Annotated in this window: 16 protein-coding genes, 4 tRNA genes and 1 riboswitch; of the genes, 4 read left to right on the top strand and 16 right to left on the bottom strand. The window is 59.7% G+C overall.

What is annotated here, in order from left to right; genetic code table 11:
* Positions 1–96 precede the first annotated feature (96 nt).
* Positions 97–173, bottom strand: a tRNA-Arg gene (locus L8I05_RS00150).
* Between the two features lie 322 nt (positions 174–495).
* On the opposite strand from L8I05_RS00150, the gene L8I05_RS00145 reads away from it, so the two are divergent.
* The 3 genes from L8I05_RS00145 to L8I05_RS00135 all read left to right on the top strand — a co-directional run bounded on the left by L8I05_RS00145 (position 496) and on the right by L8I05_RS00135 (position 1,630).
* Positions 496–720 (top strand): hypothetical protein, encoded by a 225-nt coding sequence (locus L8I05_RS00145; protein WP_242166768.1) that lies wholly within the window; start codon positions 496–498, stop codon positions 718–720.
* A 10-nt stretch (positions 721–730) separates the two neighbouring features.
* Positions 731–910, top strand: coding sequence for a PA3371 family protein (locus L8I05_RS00140; protein WP_242166767.1), 180 nt, complete (start codon positions 731–733; stop codon positions 908–910).
* A gap of 393 nt (positions 911–1,303) precedes the next feature.
* Positions 1,304–1,630, top strand: a complete 327-nt coding sequence (locus tag L8I05_RS00135) for an Arc family DNA-binding protein (RefSeq protein WP_003193592.1) — start codon at positions 1,304–1,306, stop codon at positions 1,628–1,630.
* Between the two features lie 112 nt (positions 1,631–1,742).
* Here L8I05_RS00135 and mgtE read toward each other — a convergent pair whose 3' ends face one another.
* The 8 genes from mgtE to ltaE form a co-directional block, all read right to left on the bottom strand.
* Positions 1,743–3,185 carry a magnesium transporter gene (mgtE, locus tag L8I05_RS00130; protein ID WP_159959176.1) on the bottom strand — a complete coding sequence of 481 codons (1,443 nt, stop codon included), beginning with the start codon at positions 3,183–3,185 and terminating at the stop codon, positions 1,743–1,745.
* Between the two features lie 340 nt (positions 3,186–3,525).
* Positions 3,526–3,602 (bottom strand) — tRNA-Arg (locus L8I05_RS00125).
* A gap of 72 nt (positions 3,603–3,674) precedes the next feature.
* Positions 3,675–3,751 (bottom strand) — tRNA-Arg (locus L8I05_RS00120).
* Positions 3,752–3,859: 108 nt separating this feature from the next.
* A tRNA-Ser gene (locus L8I05_RS00115) sits at positions 3,860–3,950 on the bottom strand.
* A 62-nt stretch (positions 3,951–4,012) separates the two neighbouring features.
* Complete coding sequence (csrA, locus tag L8I05_RS00110; RefSeq protein WP_003175645.1) at positions 4,013–4,201, bottom strand: carbon storage regulator CsrA; 189 nt, start codon at positions 4,199–4,201, stop codon at positions 4,013–4,015.
* 174 nt (positions 4,202–4,375) lie between these two features.
* A complete protein-coding gene (locus L8I05_RS00105) occupies positions 4,376–5,617 on the bottom strand; it encodes an aspartate kinase (RefSeq protein ID WP_010208327.1) in 1,242 nt (413 codons plus the stop codon).
* A gap of 99 nt (positions 5,618–5,716) precedes the next feature.
* Complete coding sequence (gene alaS / locus L8I05_RS00100; RefSeq protein ID WP_242166766.1) at positions 5,717–8,335, bottom strand: alanine--tRNA ligase; 2,619 nt, start codon at positions 8,333–8,335, stop codon at positions 5,717–5,719.
* A 146-nt stretch (positions 8,336–8,481) separates the two neighbouring features.
* Positions 8,482–9,486 (bottom strand): low-specificity L-threonine aldolase, encoded by a 1,005-nt coding sequence (gene ltaE, locus L8I05_RS00095; RefSeq protein ID WP_242166765.1) that lies wholly within the window; start codon positions 9,484–9,486, stop codon positions 8,482–8,484.
* Positions 9,487–9,677: 191 nt separating this feature from the next.
* Positions 9,678–9,847: riboswitch (FMN riboswitch) on the top strand.
* A gap of 113 nt (positions 9,848–9,960) precedes the next feature.
* Between ltaE and L8I05_RS00090 the strand changes: the two genes are divergently transcribed.
* A complete protein-coding gene (locus L8I05_RS00090) occupies positions 9,961–10,470 on the top strand; it encodes a 6,7-dimethyl-8-ribityllumazine synthase (RefSeq protein WP_242166764.1) in 510 nt (169 codons plus the stop codon).
* Positions 10,471–10,572: 102 nt separating this feature from the next.
* Here L8I05_RS00090 and astE read toward each other — a convergent pair whose 3' ends face one another.
* The 7 genes from astE to L8I05_RS00055 form a co-directional block, all read right to left on the bottom strand.
* Positions 10,573–11,577 (bottom strand): succinylglutamate desuccinylase, encoded by a 1,005-nt coding sequence (gene astE / locus L8I05_RS00085; protein WP_242166763.1) that lies wholly within the window; start codon positions 11,575–11,577, stop codon positions 10,573–10,575.
* Positions 11,578–11,588: 11 nt separating this feature from the next.
* Positions 11,589–11,879, bottom strand: coding sequence for a hypothetical protein (locus L8I05_RS00080; protein ID WP_003214319.1), 291 nt, complete (start codon positions 11,877–11,879; stop codon positions 11,589–11,591).
* Between the two features lie 38 nt (positions 11,880–11,917).
* Positions 11,918–13,264 (bottom strand): N-succinylarginine dihydrolase, encoded by a 1,347-nt coding sequence (gene astB, locus L8I05_RS00075; RefSeq protein WP_242166762.1) that lies wholly within the window; start codon positions 13,262–13,264, stop codon positions 11,918–11,920.
* Between the two features lie 207 nt (positions 13,265–13,471).
* Entirely contained in the window at positions 13,472–14,941 is a 1,470-nt protein-coding gene (astD, locus tag L8I05_RS00070) for a succinylglutamate-semialdehyde dehydrogenase (protein ID WP_242167460.1), read from the bottom strand.
* Positions 14,938–15,963, bottom strand: a complete 1,026-nt coding sequence (gene astA, locus L8I05_RS00065) for an arginine N-succinyltransferase (RefSeq protein WP_003193612.1) — start codon at positions 15,961–15,963, stop codon at positions 14,938–14,940. The genes astD and astA overlap by 4 nt, the downstream gene beginning before the upstream one ends.
* Before the next feature lie 53 nt (positions 15,964–16,016).
* Positions 16,017–17,036: an arginine/ornithine succinyltransferase subunit alpha gene (gene aruF / locus L8I05_RS00060; protein WP_159959192.1), complete on the bottom strand. Its 1,020-nt coding sequence runs from the start codon at positions 17,034–17,036 to the stop codon at positions 16,017–16,019.
* 256 nt (positions 17,037–17,292) lie between these two features.
* Complete coding sequence (locus L8I05_RS00055; RefSeq protein ID WP_242166761.1) at positions 17,293–18,513, bottom strand: aspartate aminotransferase family protein; 1,221 nt, start codon at positions 18,511–18,513, stop codon at positions 17,293–17,295.
* Positions 18,514–18,561: the final 48 nt, after the last annotated feature.

The following is an 18,561-nucleotide window of genomic DNA, read 5'->3' as shown; positions in this document are numbered from 1 at the left end:
CCCCGATCACCGGCAAGGTTCGACCGGTGTTTGACGAGCGCCCACAAAAAAGCCCCGCCAGAGCACTCTGTACGGGGCTTTTTTGAAGTTTGAATCTGGTGTCCCAGGGCCGGTTCGAACGGCCAACCTTCCCCTTAGGAGGGGGATGCTCTATCCAATTGAGCTACTGGGACAAATGACAGCCGGGGGCCAAAGGCGCGGCGACGGACGGCGTGCATGTTAACGGCCGAGGTAGGTTTTGTCATGTCGTCCGTTGGCTTTTTGAGTGTAGGCCGATCCTTGTAAGGGCTGTCGCAGTTTCGCCGTGTAAAACCCGGCACTTGGCGCCATCGTGCAAATTGCACTCCCCCAAAATGCCAGCATTGCAAATTGCAACGAAACGCCTCTGAAAAACATACCTAACCCATTGTTTTTATTGAAATAAAAGGTTGGCACGGGACCTGCAATACTTATCTTATAAATCCATTCGGCCCAGCCACTGCGGAGAACACGAACATGAACAGCGCCCTTCTGTTAAGCCTCAACGCTCTCGCCTTGGCCGCACTGGTCCTGTTCCATTTCCAATCAACCCACGACGACGTTGCGCAAATCAGCCAGCCGGTGCCACACCACCTGCAACAGCGCCCGCAGTTGGCGGTGATGACCCCGACAGTGCAATCGCCCGTTCGTGTGACCCAGGACACCCAGGCCGCACCTGCATCCGACCACTGGGTTTTCTGAGGAAACCTTTATGACCAAACCCGCCTGGCTATTCCTCTGCCTGACCCTGGCAACCGGCGTATTTGCCTTGAGCACCACCCCTCAAGACGGTGAAACCACCGCCCTCATCGCCACCGGCGTGTTCGCCGGCTTGCTGGTCATCACCCTTATCGTTGGCCGCCGCATCAAGTTCGATCCCGTGCTGCGCTAACGCCTGCCTTGCGTCGCCTGCGCCTACCTTATGTCGCCTTGCCCTAGTAAATCGGCAAATTGCCACTAGTCTTAAAGACGAGGGCAAAAGGCCATATTGCTATACGATGTGCGGCCTAAAATCCTTTCGCGGCCTGGACTTACGAGAAGTTCCCTCGCGAAATTACGCGTTGAAATTTTTTCAAACCAGTCCGCAAAAATGCAAATGAGTGCTGGCATAAAGCCTTTAGGCAGTTCAATATTTGTCACAGAATTGACGCCAAGGAAATGTCAAATCTGAGGCATGATGCGGCCTCTTTGCAATTCGGGTTGAACTTTGGTCGTGAGCCTTGTCTTAACACTCATCTTGCGGCCAATTCCAAAAACCGCTCCCCTGAACTAACCGGTTAAATATATGCGCCCATTGAAACAGGCAATTTATTCCAGCCGTACGGCTGACAAGTTCGTCGTACGTCTGCCAGACGGAATGCGGGAACGCATTGCCGAGGTGGCTCGCAATCATCACCGCAGCATGAACTCCGAAATCATCGCGCGCCTGGAACAAAGCCTCATTCAGGAAGGTGCGCTGGGCGAAGAGTTGAGCATGCGCCTGGACAGCCCTGAGCTGTCACTGCACGAACGCGAACTGCTGCAGCGTTTTCGTCAGCTCTCCCACCGCCAGCAAAATGCCCTCGTCTCGCTTATCGCGCACGACGTTGAGGCGGCCGCAGAAGCCAATTAATCTGCAGTTGAAAGCCGAAGCCAGCCATGTGCTGGCTTTTTTTTGCCTGGGATTTGGGAAAAAAGGCCTGGAGGAGAAAGCAAGCGGGAGCAGAGTTGCTCCCGCCGCAGGGCTATAGCAGAAAGATAGTCGCCAGGCCCAGGAAGATGAAGAAGCCACCACTGTCGGTCATGGCGGTGATCATAACGCTGGCGCCCATTGCCGGGTCGCGCCCAAGGCGCGCCAGGGTCATAGGAATCAATACGCCCATCAATGCCGCCAACAGCAGATTGAGGGTCATGGCGGCCGTCATCACGACGCCCAGCGACCAACTGCCATACAGCAAGTACGCCACTACACCGATCACGCCACCCCACACCAAGCCGTTGATCAGGCCCACGGCCAACTCTTTTCGCAACAGCCGCGAGGAATTGGCCGTACTGACCTGATCCAGCGCCATCGCGCGCACGATCATGGTGATGGTCTGGTTACCGGAGTTGCCGCCGATACCCGCCACAATCGGCATGAGGGCAGCGAGGGCTACCAGTTTCTCGATGGAGCCTTCAAACAACCCGATAACACGCGAAGCGATAAAGGCCGTGATCAGGTTGATCGCCAGCCAGGCCCAGCGGTTATGCAGAGAACGCCAGACCGACGCGAAGATATCTTCCTCTTCACGCAAACCCGCCATGTTCAGAACTTCGGTTTCACTCTCTTCACGAATCAGGTCGACCATTTCGTCGATGGTCAAACGGCCAATCAGCTTGCCGTTCTTGTCGACCACCGGGGCCGAGATCAAGTCATACCGCTCAAACGCCTGCGCTGCCTCGTAGGCGTCTTCATCCGGGTGAAAACTCACCGTATCGCTGGCCATCAGATCCGCCACTTTCTTTTCCGGATCATTCACCAGCAGACGCTTGATCGGCAGCACGCCCTTGAGAATGCCTTCGTAGTCGACCACGAACAATTTGTCGGTGTGGCCGGGCAACTCTTTGAGGCGACGCAGATAGCGCAATACCACTTCCAGGCTGACGTCTTCGCGGATGGTGACCATCTCGAAGTCCATCAGCGCGCCGACCTGGTCCTCGTCGTAGGACAGTGCAGAGCGCACACGCTCACGTTGCTGGCTGTCGAGCGCTTCCATCAGCTCATGGACAACATCACGCGGCAGCTCAGGGGCCAGGTCAGCCAGCTCGTCGGCGTCCATCTCCTTGGCCGCGGCCAGGAGTTCGTGATCGTCCATGTCGGCGATCAGGGTTTCACGAACCGAATCGGATACTTCGAGGAGGATGTCACCGTCGCGCTCGGCCTTGACCAACTGCCAGAGGGTCAGACGATCGTCCAGCGGCAAGGCTTCGAGAATGTAGGCGACGTCAGCGGAGTGCAAATCATCGAGCTTGCGCTGCAACTCGACGAGGTTTTGCCGGTGAACCAGGTTTTCAACGCGGTCGTGGTGCGGACCTTCCTGGCGGTGCGTGAGGTCTTCGACCACGCGCTGGCGCTGCAGCAGCTCGATAACCTGAGCCAAACGATCCTGCAGGCTGTCTTGTGTTTTCTTTACTTCTACTTCGGTCATAGGCGAACTCCACTCCCAGCAGCGGGGCACGCCGGAAGGATCAATCAGTCAATTCATGATTGGTAAAACGGGGTACTGAGTAACTACTGGGTAAGTCCATGGAGGTATTCCACAAGCCCCGGCGGGGCTGACGGGCGCAATGATACACCGCCCGGCCGTTTTAAACGTTAAAAAACTGGAAAGAACAAGCGCTTGCGAGCCGAAGCTGAGCATTGGCTGCATCTATGAAGTGCGACGACGCAGGCTGAAAGGAAAACACATGGCGGGGCGAGAAAAAGATGAAATCCTACACAAACCCCAGACGGCAAAAAGCCCGCACTAGGCGGGCTTTTTGTTTGTATGGTGCACTCGACAGGATTCGAACCTGTGACCGCTCGGTTCGTAGCCGAGTACTCTATCCAGCTGAGCTACGAGTGCAGATTGTGTTTTTAGACCAGATCACAACTGGTTGAAGCCGAGTCACCTGCATTGCTGCAACTGACTCTTAAATGGTGCACTCGACAGGATTCGAACCTGTGACCGCTCGGTTCGTAGCCGAGTACTCTATCCAGCTGAGCTACGAGTGCATTTGTTGCCGCGCATTATAGGCCGTTCAATCTCTATGTAAAGCTATTTTTTCGTTTAATTTCAACAACTTAGCGAAAAAACCAGATTGCAACGTACTAAGCAAATAATGGCGGAGAACGGGGGATTCGAACCCCCGACACCCTTTTGAGGTGTACTCCCTTAGCAGGGGAGCGCCTTCGGCCACTCGGCCAGCTCTCCGCAACACGGGGCGTATATTAACCACGTTCATCCCCGTTTGCAAACATAAAAAACGATAAAAATTAAAGGCTTGGTTCTTCGTCCTTCTCTTTCTTGATCCGCAGGTAGATTTCCTCGCGGTGGACCGCTACCTCTTTCGGAGCGTTAACCCCGATACGTACTTGATTGCCTTTGACGCCGAGCACGGTCACGGTGATTTCGCCATCACCGATAATCAGGCTTTCTGCGCAACGACGAGTCAGAATCAGCATACCTTTCTCCTCACGCATTTCAGTTCAGGAACAACAGTCTGCAAAAAAAAGGCCTTCGACCTACAACCCAAAGGTCATAGCCCTAGCGCCTAAGTATTGTCGAGCGCACCAAAAAGAACATGCGCCCGACAAAAAAATGAAAGGCGCGGTAAGCCGCGCCTTCCTGGTATCGCATCACTCGCCCTGTCGGGCCGGAGCGTCCAGCTCAAAAGCGGTATGCAGCGCGCGTACAGCCAGTTCCAGGTACTTCTCTTCGATCACCACCGAGACTTTGATTTCCGAAGTGGAGATCATCTGGATGTTGATGCTTTCCTTGGCCAGGGCCTCGAACATGCGGCTGGCAACGCCGGCATGGGAACGCATGCCCACACCCACGATCGACACCTTGGCGATCTTGGTATCGCCGACCACTTCACGGGCACCGATTTCCTTCGCAGTGTTCTGCAGGATCCGCTCCGCCGCATCGTACTCGTTACGGTGCACGGTGAAGGTGAAATCGGTGGTGTTATCGTGCGAAACGTTCTGCACGATCATGTCGACTTCAATGTTCGCGCCACTGATAGGACCGAGGATCTTGAAGGCCACGCCCGGAGTATCCGGCACGCCACGGATCGTCAGCTTGGCTTCATCGCGGTTGAAAGCGATGCCGGAAATGATCGGCTGTTCCATGGATTCCTCTTCATCAATAGTAATGAGGGTGCCCGGACCCTCTTTGAAGCTGTGCAATACGCGCAGCGGAACGTTGTACTTGCCGGCGAACTCAACCGCGCGGATCTGCAACACCTTGGAACCGAGGCTGGCCATTTCCAGCATCTCTTCGAAGGTAATCTTGTCCAGGCGCTGGGCCACGGACACCACACGCGGGTCGGTGGTGTACACACCGTCCACATCGGTATAGATCTGGCATTCATCAGCCTTCAGAGCGGCTGCCAGCGCCACGCCGGTGGTGTCCGAACCGCCACGACCGAGCGTGGTGATGTTGCCCTGCTCATCCACGCCCTGGAAGCCAGCTACTACTACCACGCGCCCGGCCTTCAGATCTGTGCGGATTTTCTGGTCATCAATCTGCAGGATGCGCGCCTTGGTATGTGCGCTGTCGGTCAGGATGCGCACCTGACTGCCAGTGTAGGACACTGCCGGCACGCCACGCTTGTTGAGCGCCATGGCCAGCAAGGCAATCGTCACCTGCTCGCCGGTGGATACGATCACATCCAGCTCACGCGGCAGCGGCTGTTGATCGCCACTGATTGCCTTGGCCAGATCGATCAGGCGATTGGTCTCGCCGCTCATGGCCGACAGCACCACCACTAGGTCGTCGCCGGCATCGCGGAATTTCTTAACCTTGTCGGCGACCTGCTCGATTCTTTCGACAGAGCCGACCGAGGTGCCTCCAAATTTCTGTACGATCAAAGCCATTTCTAAGCCGCCTCAGCCCGTAAAGGGGCGCCCAATAAAAACAAATCTTCCAGCACCGAAGCGAGCCCATGGCTGGACCATGGGCTCATGAACAGCGCCTTAAATGCCAGCCTCGACAAACGGCACAGTCAGGGCCAGGGCCGCGTCCAGGGCACCAGCGTCAACACCACCGCCTTGCGCCATGTCCGGACGACCACCGCCCTTCCCGCCCACTGCCGCGGCGGCTTGCTTCATCAAATCACCGGCCTTGAGTTGGCCAGTCAGGTCTTTGGTTACACCGGCAACCAGAACGACCTTCTCCTCATGGACACCGCCGAGCAGGATCACTGCGCGGCCGAGCTTGTTCTTCAACTGATCGACCAAGGCCAACAGCGCCTTGCCATCCTGACCGTCCAGGCGTACTGCCAAAACCTTCACACCCTTGACGTCCAGGGCAGAGGCCGACAGATCGTCGCCCGCCGCACTGGCCGCCTTGGCCTGCAACTGCTCCAGCTGTTTTTCCAGCGCGCGGTTGCGCTCCAGTACGGCGGACAGCTTGTCGATCAGGTTGTCGCGGCTGCCCTTGACCAGGCCGGCCGCTTCCTTGAGTTGTTCTTCAGCCGCATTGAGGTAAGCCAGTGCCGCAGCACCGGTAATCGCTTCAATACGACGCACACCCGACGCCACACCGCCTTCGCTGATGATTTTCAGCAGGCCGATGTCGCCGGTACGGTTGGCGTGGATACCGCCACACAGTTCTACCGAAAAGCTGCCGCCCATGCTCAGTACGCGCACTTGGTCGCCGTACTTCTCACCAAACAGCGCCATGGCGCCTTTGTTCCTGGCCGTCTCGATATCGGTTTCTTCGGTTTCCACCGGGGTGTTCTTGCGAATCTCGGCGTTGACGATGTCCTCCAGCGCCTTGATCTGCTCAGGCTTGATCGCTTCAAAGTGGCTAAAGTCGAAACGCAGGCGCTGGCTATCAACCAACGACCCCTTCTGCTGCACATGCTCACCCAGCACCTGACGCAACGCGGCGTGCAGCAAGTGAGTGGCCGAATGGTTCAAGGCGGTTGCATGCCGTACGTCGGCATCGACCTGCGTGTCCACCGGCGCGCCGACGGTCAAGTTGCCCAATACCAACACACCGTGGTGCAGGAACGCACCGCCGGTCTTGGTGGTGTCGCGCACTTCAAAGCGACCGGACGTGGAGCTCAGGAAGCCACAGTCACCCACCTGGCCACCGGATTCGGCGTAGAACGGCGTCTGGTCCAGGACCACCACAGCCTCTTCGCCTTCGTTCAACACGTCGACCGATTTGCCGTCTTTATAGATGGCAACAATTTTGGCCGAGCCAACGGTGGCCTGATAACCGGTGAATTGAGTGGCCACATCCACCTTCACCAAGGTGTTGTAGTCCAGGCCAAAGGAGCTGGCGGAACGTGCGCGTACACGCTGGGCTTCCATCTCACGCTCAAAACCGGCTTCATCGACGGTCAGCTCGCGCTCACGGGCGATGTCGGCGGTCAGGTCCATCGGGAAACCGTAGGTGTCGTACAGCTTGAACACCACATCGCCCGGCACCACGGTGCCTTTCAGCTCAGCCAGATCCTGCTCGAGGATCTTCAGGCCGTGCTCCAGGGTCTTGGAGAACTGCTCTTCTTCAGCCTTGAGCACGCGCTCGATGTTGGCTTGCTGCTGCTTGAGTTCCGGGAAGGCATCGCCCATCTCGGCCACCAGCGCGGCAACGATTTTGTAGAAGAAACTGCCGGTGGCGCCCAGCTTGTTACCGTGACGGCAGGCGCGACGGATGATGCGGCGCAGCACATAGCCACGGCCTTCGTTCGAGGGCAGCACGCCGTCAGCAATCAGGAAGCCGCAGGAACGGATGTGGTCCGACACCACCTTGAGCGACGACTGATTGTCATTGGCGCAACCGATGGCAGCCGCCGAAGCGCTCAGCAGGTTGGTGAACAGGTCGATCTCGTAGTTGGAGTGCACGTGTTGCATCACCGCACTGATCCGCTCCAGGCCCATGCCGGTGTCCACCGACGGCGCCGGCAGCGGATGCAACACGCCATCGGCGGTGCGGTTGAACTGCATGAACACGTTGTTCCAGATCTCGATGTAACGGTCGCCGTCTTCTTCCGGCGAACCCGGTGGGCCGCCCCAGATGTCGGCGCCGTGATCGTAGAAAATCTCGGTGCAAGGGCCGCACGGGCCGGTATCGCCCATGGTCCAGAAGTTGTCGGAGGCGTAAGGCGCGCCCTTGTTGTCGCCGATGCGAATCATGCGCTCAACGGGCACGCCGATTTCTTTGGTCCAGATGTCATACGCTTCGTCGTCCGTCGCGTAGACGGTGACCCAGAGTTTTTCCTTGGGCAGCTTCAACACGCCGGTCAGGAAGGTCCAGGCGAAGGTAATCGCATCTTTCTTGAAATAGTCGCCGAAGCTGAAGTTACCCAGCATCTCAAAGAAAGTGTGGTGGCGAGCGGTGTAACCGACGTTTTCCAGGTCGCTGTTCTTGCCGCCGGCGCGTACGCACTTCTGGCTGCTGGTGGCGCGGGTGTAGGCGCGCTTTTCCTGGCCCAGGAAGCAGTCCTTGAACTGGTTCATCCCCGCGTTAGTGAACAGCAGGGTGGGGTCATTGCCTGGGATCAAGGAGCTGGAGGCGACACGGGTGTGACCTTGCTCTTCGAAGAAGCGAAGGAAGGCTTCACGGATTTCTGCGCTTTTCATTAGGTTCTTCCACGGAGGCTGCGGCCAAAGGCCAGTGCTAAACGTCATCAGACGGAGCGACGGCAAAGGGCCGCATTATATCGGCCCTTTGCCCGTGGTACAGCGTGTTTATGTGATAGAAACAGTCAATTAGACGGTCTGCACTGTCATTTTCGGGAAAACTCGACAAATGTCGCCAGCACTTGCTCGATCTGTGCCCGGCTGACGTCCAGGTGAGTGACCATGCGCAGGCGCGACGCGGCGCTCAACTTGATCCCGCGCTCGGCCGCAAATGCCTTCAACGCTTGGGCGCGATCTCCGATATCCACGTAGACCATGTTGGTCTGCACCGGCTCCACCCTGTAGCCGGCCTGGCGCAGTTCATCACCCAGCCATTGGGCATTGGCATGGTCCTCGGCCAGGCGCTGCACCTGGTGATCCAACGCATACAGCCCTGCCGCCGCCAGGGAACCGGCCTGGCGCATGCCGCCGCCGACCATCTTGCGCAGGCGGCGCGCCTTGGCGATCAACGCCGTGGTGCCACACAACACCGAGCCGATCGGCGCGCCCAGGCCTTTGGACAGGCACACCGACACCGAGTCGAAATGCCGGGCAATTTCCCGCGCATCCACGCCCAGCTTGACCGCCGCATTGTAGAGACGCGCGCCATCCAGATGCAGGGCCAGGCCATGTTCACGGGTAAACGCGCGGGCCTTGGCCAGGTATTCCAGCGGCAAGACTTTGCCCTGCATGGTGTTTTCCAATTCCAGCAGGCGCGTGCGGGCGAAGTGGAAGTCATCGGGCTTGATGGCCGCCAACACGTGATCCAGTTCGAGAGAGCCGTCCGCCTGCACTTCCAGCGGCTGTGGCTGGATCGAACCGAGCACTGCCGCGCCACCGCCTTCGTATTTGTAGGTGTGGGCTTGCTGGCCGACGATGTATTCCTCGCCGCGCTCACAGTGGGCCATCAACGCCAACAGGTTGCTCATGGTGCCGGTGGGCACGAACAGCGCCGCCTCGAAGCCCAGGCGCTTGGCCAGTTCGGCCTCCAGGTGGTTGACGCTTGGGTCTTCGCCGTAGACGTCGTCGCCGCTGACGGCGCTGGCCATCGCGTCGCGCATGCCGGGGGTGGGTTGGGTCACGGTGTCGCTACGCAGGTCGATCACAGACATGAAACGCGCCTCTAACGGGTTAGATAAGTTCCTTTTGTGGGTGATTACTGCGGGCAAAGCCACGCAATATCAAGCCCTGACTGAATTCAATCGAATACCAACCAAACAAACCGATATAGGTTATCGATACGGCAATCGTGCAGTTTGTGAAAAACCGTGTTAAAAACTCTCCGCCGCCAGGGTTCTGGCGGCAACGTTCTCAGGGCGGGGTGCAATTCCCCACCGGCGGTAATTGCACGCAATGTGCATAGCCCGCGAGCGCTTGGCGCCTCGAACTGCTCACGCAGGACGGCGACAAGGTCAGCAGACCCGGTGTGATCCCGGGGCCGACGGTCATAGTCCGGATGAAGAGAGAACGGGATTGGCACCTAAGGGCCGCACCCTGGGTTCATGCTTGCATGACGCAGCGGTTCGTACCCTTAAATCCCATTCGATTCATAACGCCCTGTTTTTTTCTTAAACAGGAGTCAGAACATGCAACCCACCGCAATCGACAGCAAAAGCAAAAACCATCATGGCGAGCGCGTCGCGTTTATCCAGGCCTGCTGGCACAAGGATATTGTCGACCAATCGCGCAAAGGCTTCCTCGCCGAAATGATCGCCCAGGGCTACCAGGAATCGGACATCGATTTCTTCGAAGTCGGCGGCGCCTTTGAACTGCCCCTGCACGCCAAGCTGCTGGCCAAGACCGGCCGTTACGCCGGTATCGTTGCCGCCGCACTGGTGGTGGATGGCGGCATCTACCGCCACGAATTCGTCGCCCAATCGGTGGTCAGCGGCCTGATGCAAGTGCAGCTGGAAACTGAAGTGCCGGTGTTCTCGGTATCGCTGACACCGCACCACTTCCATGCGGGCACTGAGCACCACACCTTTTTCTACGAGCACTTCGTGCACAAGGGCCAGGAAGCTGCACGTACCTGCGCCGACACGCTGCACAAGGTTCGCGCTATTCGCCGCAGCGAGCCGCGTGCTGTAGCCGTCTAAGCAACACCACAAAAAACCCAGCCTCAGAGCTGGGTTTTTTGTGGGAGCTGGCTTTTGTGTGGGAGCCAGCGGCCACATTTGGACTCGGTTAAGCCTTAAGATTTACGCCAACCCAGCATCCGTGGTCGGCACAATCAATATCCCTGCGCGCAAACCATTCTTGACCTTCGGGTTCGGGAAGATGATGCGGGCGCCCTCCTCCTCGATCACCCAGCGGGTCTTGGCCACGTCTTCGGCCAGCAGATAGCCCTTCGCCAATGGCGAAAAGTTTTCCACATCAGCCGGCAAGTGCAGCAGGAACGCATCGCTGTGCTTGATCACTTCACGCGATACCGCGAACAGCTGCAGCCCTTCCAGGCTCTCGGTGGCAGGCTCGGTGCCTTCGATGATCTGCTTGAGGCGCGTCTCCAGGCGGGAAACATCCACGCCCTGGTTCTGCCCGAACGGCCGCGCCTTGCCCAATTCCAGGGTGAAGGCTTCGGCGCCCAGTTGCTCGTAGGTAAACGCGGTGAAGGTGATCGAGGTTTTGTTCTGCAGCAGCACCGCTTGCATGCCGGCCGCGCACAGGCGCGCCAGCTCGTGGCGCGAATGCTGGCGACCTTCTTTCCACGGGTATAGCGCGAACTGCTCGATCTTCGAGCCGCGAATGGCCGTGTGCAGGTCGTAATGCAGACGCGGGCGGCCCGGCAAGCTGAAGAAGCTGCGGGCCAGTTGCTCAAGCTCGGCGGCGCGCATGGCCTCCGGGCCGATGTTTTGTTCGTGACGGCCGTTGAACAGCCGGTTGACGTCCAGCTCAACGTAACGCTCGCCGCGACGCATGGCCTCGGGGTTACCGAACAGGAACAGAATACGATTGCGGGGCTTGATCTCCCCACGGGCGATGCCATGCAACAGGCGGTCGAGCAGTTCGATCGGCGCGGTTTCGTTGCCATGGATGCCGGACGACAGCAGCAAGTCGCTGCCGTTGTCCTGGGCCTGCGGCGGGCGCACTTCAAGCGCGCCCTCGCTGAGCCAGCGCATCTGCACGCCGTCGACAGTCAGTTGAATTTTTTGCGCCGGTTCGCGACCGGCGAGGGTCAGTTCAAGCAGTTTGCCGAGGGCGAGCATAAGCGGCTTCCTTAGTGGTTGCAGCCAGGGCCATGGACGTGATCGTCGTCATCACCTTCGACGTCGGCCGGTTCCATTTCCAGCTGCAGGCTCATCAGGTTGGTGGCCAATGGGCGCATCAGCAGGTTGGCGTACTCGGCGTCGCCTTCTTCCACGTCCACACCGATCAGCAGTTGGCCACGGCCATCGTGCTGGATCCAGATCTCCTTGCCCTGCCAGACCACGGCGACGCGGGTGCAGGAGGTTTCCAGCTGGGTGCCGTCGGTGTCTTCAAGGATCAGTTTCAGGGTGTCGGTGGTCATAAATAATTCTCAGCCATAGGGTGTAAAAAGAGGTGGCGTTAATTGATCTGGAAAGGATAAACCGAGCCCAGTTTAAGGATTTGCGTCAGTTCATCCAGTGCCGTCCGGCACTCAAGCAGCAATTGCGGGTCAGCCAGGTCGGTTTCACGCAGGCTGTCGCGGTAGTGCTTGTCGACCCATTGGGTCAGTGTCTCGTACAACGGCGCGGTCATGATAACCCCTGGGTTCACCGCCGCCAGCTCAGTTTCATTCAAGGCCACACGCAAACGCAGGCACGCCGGCCCGCCGCCGTTCTGCATGCTTTGCTTGAGGTCGAACACTTTCACTTCGCGAATCAGCCCACCCGATGCCGTCAGGCCTTGCAGGTATTGCCAGACGCGTTCGTTGGCGCGGCACTCTTCCGGCACGATCAGCAGCATCGAACCGTCAGGGCGGCTCAGCAACTGGCTGTTGAACAGGTAGGAACGCACTGCGTCCTCGACACTGACCTGGGCGCGAGGCACGCACACCGACTGGAAGTTACCGCCCAGCTTGCCCAACTTGCCTTGCAGCTCACCCAGCATCTGCTCGGTATTGAGGAACGCGTCCTCGTGATAGAACAGCACCTCGCCGTTGCCCACTGCGATCACGTCGTTGTGGAACACGCCAGCATCGATCACTGACGGGTTCTGCTGAGCGTAGACCACGCCGTCATCCTTCAAGCCGTGCAGACGCGCGACGGCCTGGGAGGCTTCAAGGGTCTGGCGCGCCGGGTATTTCTGCGGCGCCGGGTAACGGGTGTCGAACGCGCTGCGGCCGAACACGAAGAACTCGACGCCCGCTTCGCCATAGTCACGGCAGAAACGCGTGTGGTTGGCCGCGCCTTCGTCGCCGAACTGCGCCACCGCCGGCAACGCGGCGTGGTGGGCGAAGTGCTTCTGGTCGGCAAACATCGCGCCCAGCACGCGGCTGGTGGTCGGGTGCTCAATGCTGCGGTGGTATTTGCAATTGAGGTTGGCGGCGGTGAAATGCACGCGGCCATCCGCCGTATCGGCACTCGGGCTGACGGTGGCGGCATTGGCCACCCACATGCTCGAAGCCGAGCAGCTGGCAACCAGCAGCGGCATGGCTTGCTTGGCCGCTTGCTGGATGACTTGAGCGTCGCTGCCGCTGAAACCGAGGTTGCGCAAAGCCGCCACGTCAGGCCGTTCCTGCGGCGCCAACACGCCTTGCACAAAGCCCATGTCCATAAGGGCTTTCATTTTCTGCAGGCCCTGCAACGCCGCAACCTTGGGGTTCGAAGACTGCTGGCTGTTGCTCTGGGACGCGACGTTGCCGTAGGACAAACCGCCGTAGTTATGGGTCGGCCCCACTAGACCGTCAAAATTGACTTCATAGGATTTCATCGGCGAGGCTCCACGAACATCTGTTTTTATAGGCTTCAATAGCAGTCTTCACACCACCGCTACTCTCTATCTGTAAACCCGATCAACTGTGGGAGCTGGCTTGCCTGCGATGGCATCACCTCGGTTGTACTGGAAGACCGAGTCGCCTGCATCGCAGGCAAGCCAGCTCCCACATAAGCCAGCTCCCACATTAGATCGGTGTCACCTTCACTTCAGCGTAATGCCGGGGGTTAGCGTTGCCGGGACCACCAAACTGGGTGTCTCCAGCGACGCCACCGGGTACGCACAATAATCCGCCGCGTAATAAGCGCTGGCGCGATGATTGCCCGAGGCCCCAACACCACCAAACGGCGCGGTGCTCGCGGCGCCGGTCAGTTGTTTGTTCCAGTTGACGATACCGGCGCGGCTTTCCAGCCAGAACTGCTGGTAGCGCGCCTCGGAATCCGACAACAAGCCCGCGGCCAAACCGTACTGGGTGTTGTTGGCCTCGGCAATCGCCCCGGCAAAATCAGCGTAGCGGATCACTTGCAGCAGCGGGCCGAACAGCTCTTCATCTTCGCGCTCGGTCACGCCGGTCACGTCGATAATGCCCGGCGTCAGCAATGCAGCCTGAGCCTGTGGCTGGGTCATTTCCAGCAGCGCCACGGCGCCATTGGCCAACATCAGTTCCTGCGCATCCATCAAGGCTTTGGCCGCGCCCAGGGAAATCACCGAGCCCATGAACGGCGCTGGTTGTTGGTCGAACGCGCCGACTGCAATCGTCGCGCTCACCGCCACCAGGCGCGCCAGCAACGCATCGCCCCACGCGCCTTGCGGCACCAACAGGCGACGCGCACAGGTGCAACGCTGGCCGGCAGAAATAAACGCCGACTGGATGATGGTGTAGACCGCCGCATCCACGTCGGCCACTTCGTCGACCACCAGCGGGTTATTGCCGCCCATTTCCAGCGCCAGGATCTTGTCCGGGCGCCCGGAGAATTGTTGATGCAAGTGATTGCCGGTGCGGCTGGAACCGGTGAAGAACAAGCCGTCGATGCCCGGGTTGGCCGCCAGCGCGATGCCGGTTTCCCGCGCGCCTTGCAGCAGGTTCAACACGCCCGCCGGTAAACCCGCGTCGATCCAGCATTGCACCGTCAGCTCGGCGACTTTCGGGGTCAGCTCGCTCGGTTTGAACAGCACCGTGTTACCCGCCAGCAACGCCGGGACGATATGCCCGTTCGGCAAGTGGCCCGGGAAATTGTAAGGGCCAAACACCGCCACCACGCCGTGGGGTTTGTGGCGCAGTACGGCGGTGGCGTCGCCCAACGGGCCGCTCTTCTCGCCGGTACGCTCGCGGTAGCTTTGCACCGAGATCGCGATTTTGTTGGCCATGCTGGTGACTTCGGTGGCCGACTCCCACAGCGGCTTGCCGGTTTCTTCACCGATGCAGCGGGCGATTTCATCGGCGCGGCTTTTCAGCGTGGCGGCGAAGGTTTCCAGCACGCTGATGCGCTCTTCCAACGGGCGCCGCGCCCAGCCTGGAAACGCCTGGCGTGCGGCCTGCACGGCGGACTCGACCTGCTCGGCAGTGGCGCCATTGCCGGCCCACAGCACTTGCTGGGTCACCGGGTTGCGCGATTCAAACAGTTCACCCTGGCCAGCCAGCCAGCTACCTGCGATATACAGCGAATTCATTATTTCGACTCCCGAGCAGCAGACAACGCAACAGCACGCACTTGATCACCCACCACCAGTTGCAGGCGTTTGGCGGTCTGTGGGTCGACCACCAAGGTGCCTGCCGCCAGTCGGGCCGGAGCGGCGGTAATGCGGCACTCCTCGCGCTTGCGGTTATGGATCAGGAACGGCGTGGCGTCGTCCCCCGGCGTGCCGATGGCCAACACCAGTGACTGGCTGTCGCGCACCGCACGGATTTTGCTGGTTTCACACTCCACCGCCGGGCCGGCGTCGAAAATATCGACATAGCCCTGGTAGCTGAACCCTTCGCTCTTGAGCATGCTCAGCGCTGGCTCGGTGTCCGGGTGGACTTTGCCGATCACATTGCGCGCGTCTTCGGACAGGAAGCAGCTGTACAGCGGAAATTTCGGCATCAGCTCGGCGATAAACGCCTTGTTGCCCACGCCGGTGAGGTAGTCGGCCTGGCTGAATTCCATCTTGAAGAAGTGCCGGCCCAGGCTTTCCCAGAACGGCGAACGCCCGGCGTCGTTGGACACGCCGCGCATCTCGGCAATGATCTTGTTGCCGAACAGCTGCGGGAATTCAGCGATAAACAGCATGCGCGCCTTGGCGAGCATGCGGCCGTTGAGGCCGTTGCGGTAATCGGCATGCAGGAACAATGAGCACAACTCGGAATTGCCGGTGAGGTCGTTGGCCAAGAACAGCGTCGGGATCTCGCGGTAGATATTCAGCTCCTGGGAGGCGCTGACCGTCAGGCCGACCCGGAAGTTGTACCAAGGCTCGCGCAGGCCGACGGCACCGGCGATGGCGGAAATACCCACCACGCGGCCTTCGTCGTTTTCCAGCACGAACAGGTAGTCGGCATCGCCGCGCCCGGCTTCGCCGCGAAAGGTTTTTTCTGCCCAGCCAACCCGGTGGGTCAGGCGCTCTTCGTTGGCCGGCAAGGTGGTGAGGCCGGTGCCGGTGCTGCGCGCCAGATCAATCAGGGCCGGTAAATCGCTGCTGCGTACGGGACGAACGATCATGCTATCTCCTCAAACGGGCCGCTGCCTGGCAGCCACCCGCGACACTCAATTCTTTAAACCGCGACCAGGCGCACACTCGCGCCCTCGCCGACACCCAGGGCTTCAGCGGTTTCCAAGTCCAGGGTCACCGGTTTGCCGGGCGCGTAGTCCAGGTCCAGCATCACCGCGCGGTAATCCTGCAACTGCGCGTTGCTCACCAGGTACTGGCGGCCAGCGCCCTTGACCATCTCGCCGATCTTCACCGGCACCACGCGGCTCTGAGCGATCGAGCGAATGCCCGATACCCGTGCGTGCAGCGTTGGGCCGCCGTCGAAGATGTCGATGTAATGGTCGGTCTCGAAGCCTTCACGCATCAGGATGTCGAAGGTGATCTGGGCACGCGGGTGCACCTGGCCCATGGCTTCCTGGGCGGCGTCCGGCAGCAGCGGTACGTAGATCGGGTAATGCGGCATCAGCTCGGCGAGAAAGGTGCGGCTTTTCAGCCCGCACAGGCGCTCGGCGGCGGCGTAATTGAGGTCGAAAAAGTTGCGGCCGATGGCGTCCCAGAACGGCGAGTCGCCGTTCTCGTCGCTGTAGCCGACAATCTCAGTCACCACCGAGTCGGCAAAGCGCTCGGGGTGGCTGGCGACAAACAGCAGGCGGCCACGGGAGTTGAGTTCCGACCACGGCGAACCGACCAGCTCAGGCACTACATAGAAACTGGTGAGCAGGCTGTTGCCGGTCAGGTCGTGGCACTGGGAAAGCACGTGGATCTTGTTGTGGATCTTCAGCTCACGGGAGGCGTGCACGAAGGTTTCGTTACGAAAGCTGTAGAACGGCTCCGAATAACCGGCCGACGCGACGATGGCCGAACAGCCGGCGAGCTTGCCGGTCTCGGTGTCTTCGAGCACGAAGAAGTAGCTTTCTTCACCGTTGAAACTGACCTCGGCCGCGAAGGACGCTTCGCTGGCGGCGATCTTGTCGCTCAGGCGTTCCACATCATCCGGCAAGGAGGTGACACCAATCGGGCTGTCCGCAGCCAGACGCTGTACCTCGCCCAGATCAGCCATTTGCGCGGGGCGCATCACCAGCATGGTGTCACTCCTTAACTCGAAAAACTCACAGAGGGAAAAATGCCGGACACAGGATCTGGATTCACACAGATCCAATGTGGGGAGTCTTTTGTGGGAGCTGGCTTGCCTGCGATGCAGACAACTCGGTGCATGTGTTTCACCGAGTTGAGGCTATCGCAGGCAAGCCAGCTCCCACAGAAACCGGCTCCCACATTTGATTCGGTCCGGCATACAAAATTTTTGCTCGACGCCTGTTCACCAGGCGCCGAACGGTCCATCAGGCTTGCGTCAACGTCTTCACGGCACGCTCAAAACGATCCAGGCCTTCGTTGATGTCGGCCTCTTCCACCACCAGGCTCGGGGCGAAACGCACCACGTCGGGGCCGGCTTGCAGGATCATCAGGTTTTCTTTTTCGGCCGCGTTGAACACGTCCTTGGCACGGCCTTTGAACGCATCGCTGAGCACGCAACCGATCAGCAGGCCCATGCCGCGCACTTCGGTAAAGATCCCGTATTGCTTGCCGATCTGCTCCAGGCGCGCCTTGAACAGGTCGTGCTTGGCATTCACGCCCGCCAGCACTTCTGGGGTGTTGATCACGTCGATCACCGCTTCGGCCACCGCACACGCCAGCGGGTTGCCGCCGTAGGTGGTGCCGTGGGTGCCGACCACCAAGTGCTTGGCCAGGTCTTCGCGCGTGAGCATCGCCGCAATCGGGAAACCGCCGCCCAGGCTCTTGGCGCTGGTGAGGATGTCGGGCGTCACGCCGTAATGCTGGTAGGCAAACAGGTGGCCGCTGCGGCCCATGCCGGTTTGCACTTCGTCGAACACCAGCAGCGCGTTGTTGGCGTCGCACAGCTCGCGGGCACCTTGCAGGTAAGCCAGCTCGGCCGGCAATACACCGCCTTCGCCCTGGATCGGCTCCAGCACCACGGCGCAGGTCTTGTCCGACACGGCGGCTTTGAGCGCGTCCAGGTCGTTGTAAGGCACGTGGGTGATACCGGTGATTTTCGGCCCGAAACCGTCGGAGTACTTCGACTGGCCACCAACGTTGACGGTGAACAGGGTACGGCCGTGGAAGCTGTTCAGCGCGGCGATGATCTCGTACTTCTCAGTGCCGAAACGGTCGAACGCGACGCGACGGGCCAGCTTGAACGCGGCCTCGTTGGCTTCGGCGCCGGAGTTGCAGAAGAACACGCGCTCGGCAAAGGTGGCGTCGATCAGCTTATGCGCCAGGCGCAGGGCCGGCTCATTGGTGAACACGTTGGAGACATGCCACAGCTTGTTGGCTTGTTCGGTCAGTGCACCGACCAATGCCGGGTGGGCGTGGCCCAATACGTTAACCGCGATGCCGCCGGCAAAGTCGATCAGCTCGCGACCCGCCTGGTCCCACACGCGCGAACCTGCGCCACGCACAGGGATGAAGGCGGCAGGTGCGTAGTTGGGAACCATGACCTGGTCGAAATCGGCACGTTGCACCGGGGCTTGCTCAACGGACATCGGAGTCTCCTGAAGAGGAACGCCTGCCTGGAACTGGCAGACGATGCA

Origin of the sequence: Pseudomonas sp. MONT-RG-20F-20-E-7-02, from assembly GCF_022662395.1 — a bacterium.
GTDB lineage: Bacteria > Pseudomonadota > Gammaproteobacteria > Pseudomonadales > Pseudomonadaceae > Aquipseudomonas.
The sequence above is the reverse complement of the archived record's forward strand: the minus strand, read 5'-3'. Positions and strand labels throughout refer to the sequence as shown.

Coding starts and splice junctions, on each gene's coding strand:
- astA (WP_003193612.1), bottom strand. CDS start 15,963: ATGATCGTTCGTCCCGTACGCAGCAGCGATTTACCGGCCCTGATTGAT.
- astE (WP_242166763.1), bottom strand. CDS start 11,577: ATGCTCGCCCTCGGCAAACTGCTTGAACTGACCCTCGCCGGTCGCGAA.
- L8I05_RS00105 (WP_010208327.1), bottom strand. CDS start 5,617: ATGGCTTTGATCGTACAGAAATTTGGAGGCACCTCGGTCGGCTCTGTC.
- aruF (WP_159959192.1), bottom strand. CDS start 17,036: ATGCTGGTGATGCGCCCCGCGCAAATGGCTGATCTGGGCGAGGTACAG.
- mgtE (WP_159959176.1), bottom strand. CDS start 3,185: ATGACCGAAGTAGAAGTAAAGAAAACACAAGACAGCCTGCAGGATCGT.
- L8I05_RS00080 (WP_003214319.1), bottom strand. CDS start 11,879: ATGACCACCGACACCCTGAAACTGATCCTTGAAGACACCGACGGCACC.
- ltaE (WP_242166765.1), bottom strand. CDS start 9,486: ATGTCTGTGATCGACCTGCGTAGCGACACCGTGACCCAACCCACCCCC.
- L8I05_RS00135 (WP_003193592.1), top strand. CDS start 1,304: ATGCGCCCATTGAAACAGGCAATTTATTCCAGCCGTACGGCTGACAAG.
- L8I05_RS00145 (WP_242166768.1), top strand. CDS start 496: ATGAACAGCGCCCTTCTGTTAAGCCTCAACGCTCTCGCCTTGGCCGCA.
- L8I05_RS00140 (WP_242166767.1), top strand. CDS start 731: ATGACCAAACCCGCCTGGCTATTCCTCTGCCTGACCCTGGCAACCGGC.
- astB (WP_242166762.1), bottom strand. CDS start 13,264: ATGAAATCCTATGAAGTCAATTTTGACGGTCTAGTGGGGCCGACCCAT.
- alaS (WP_242166766.1), bottom strand. CDS start 8,335: ATGAAAAGCGCAGAAATCCGTGAAGCCTTCCTTCGCTTCTTCGAAGAG.
- L8I05_RS00090 (WP_242166764.1), top strand. CDS start 9,961: ATGCAACCCACCGCAATCGACAGCAAAAGCAAAAACCATCATGGCGAG.
- L8I05_RS00055 (WP_242166761.1), bottom strand. CDS start 18,513: ATGTCCGTTGAGCAAGCCCCGGTGCAACGTGCCGATTTCGACCAGGTC.
- csrA (WP_003175645.1), bottom strand. CDS start 4,201: ATGCTGATTCTGACTCGTCGTTGCGCAGAAAGCCTGATTATCGGTGAT.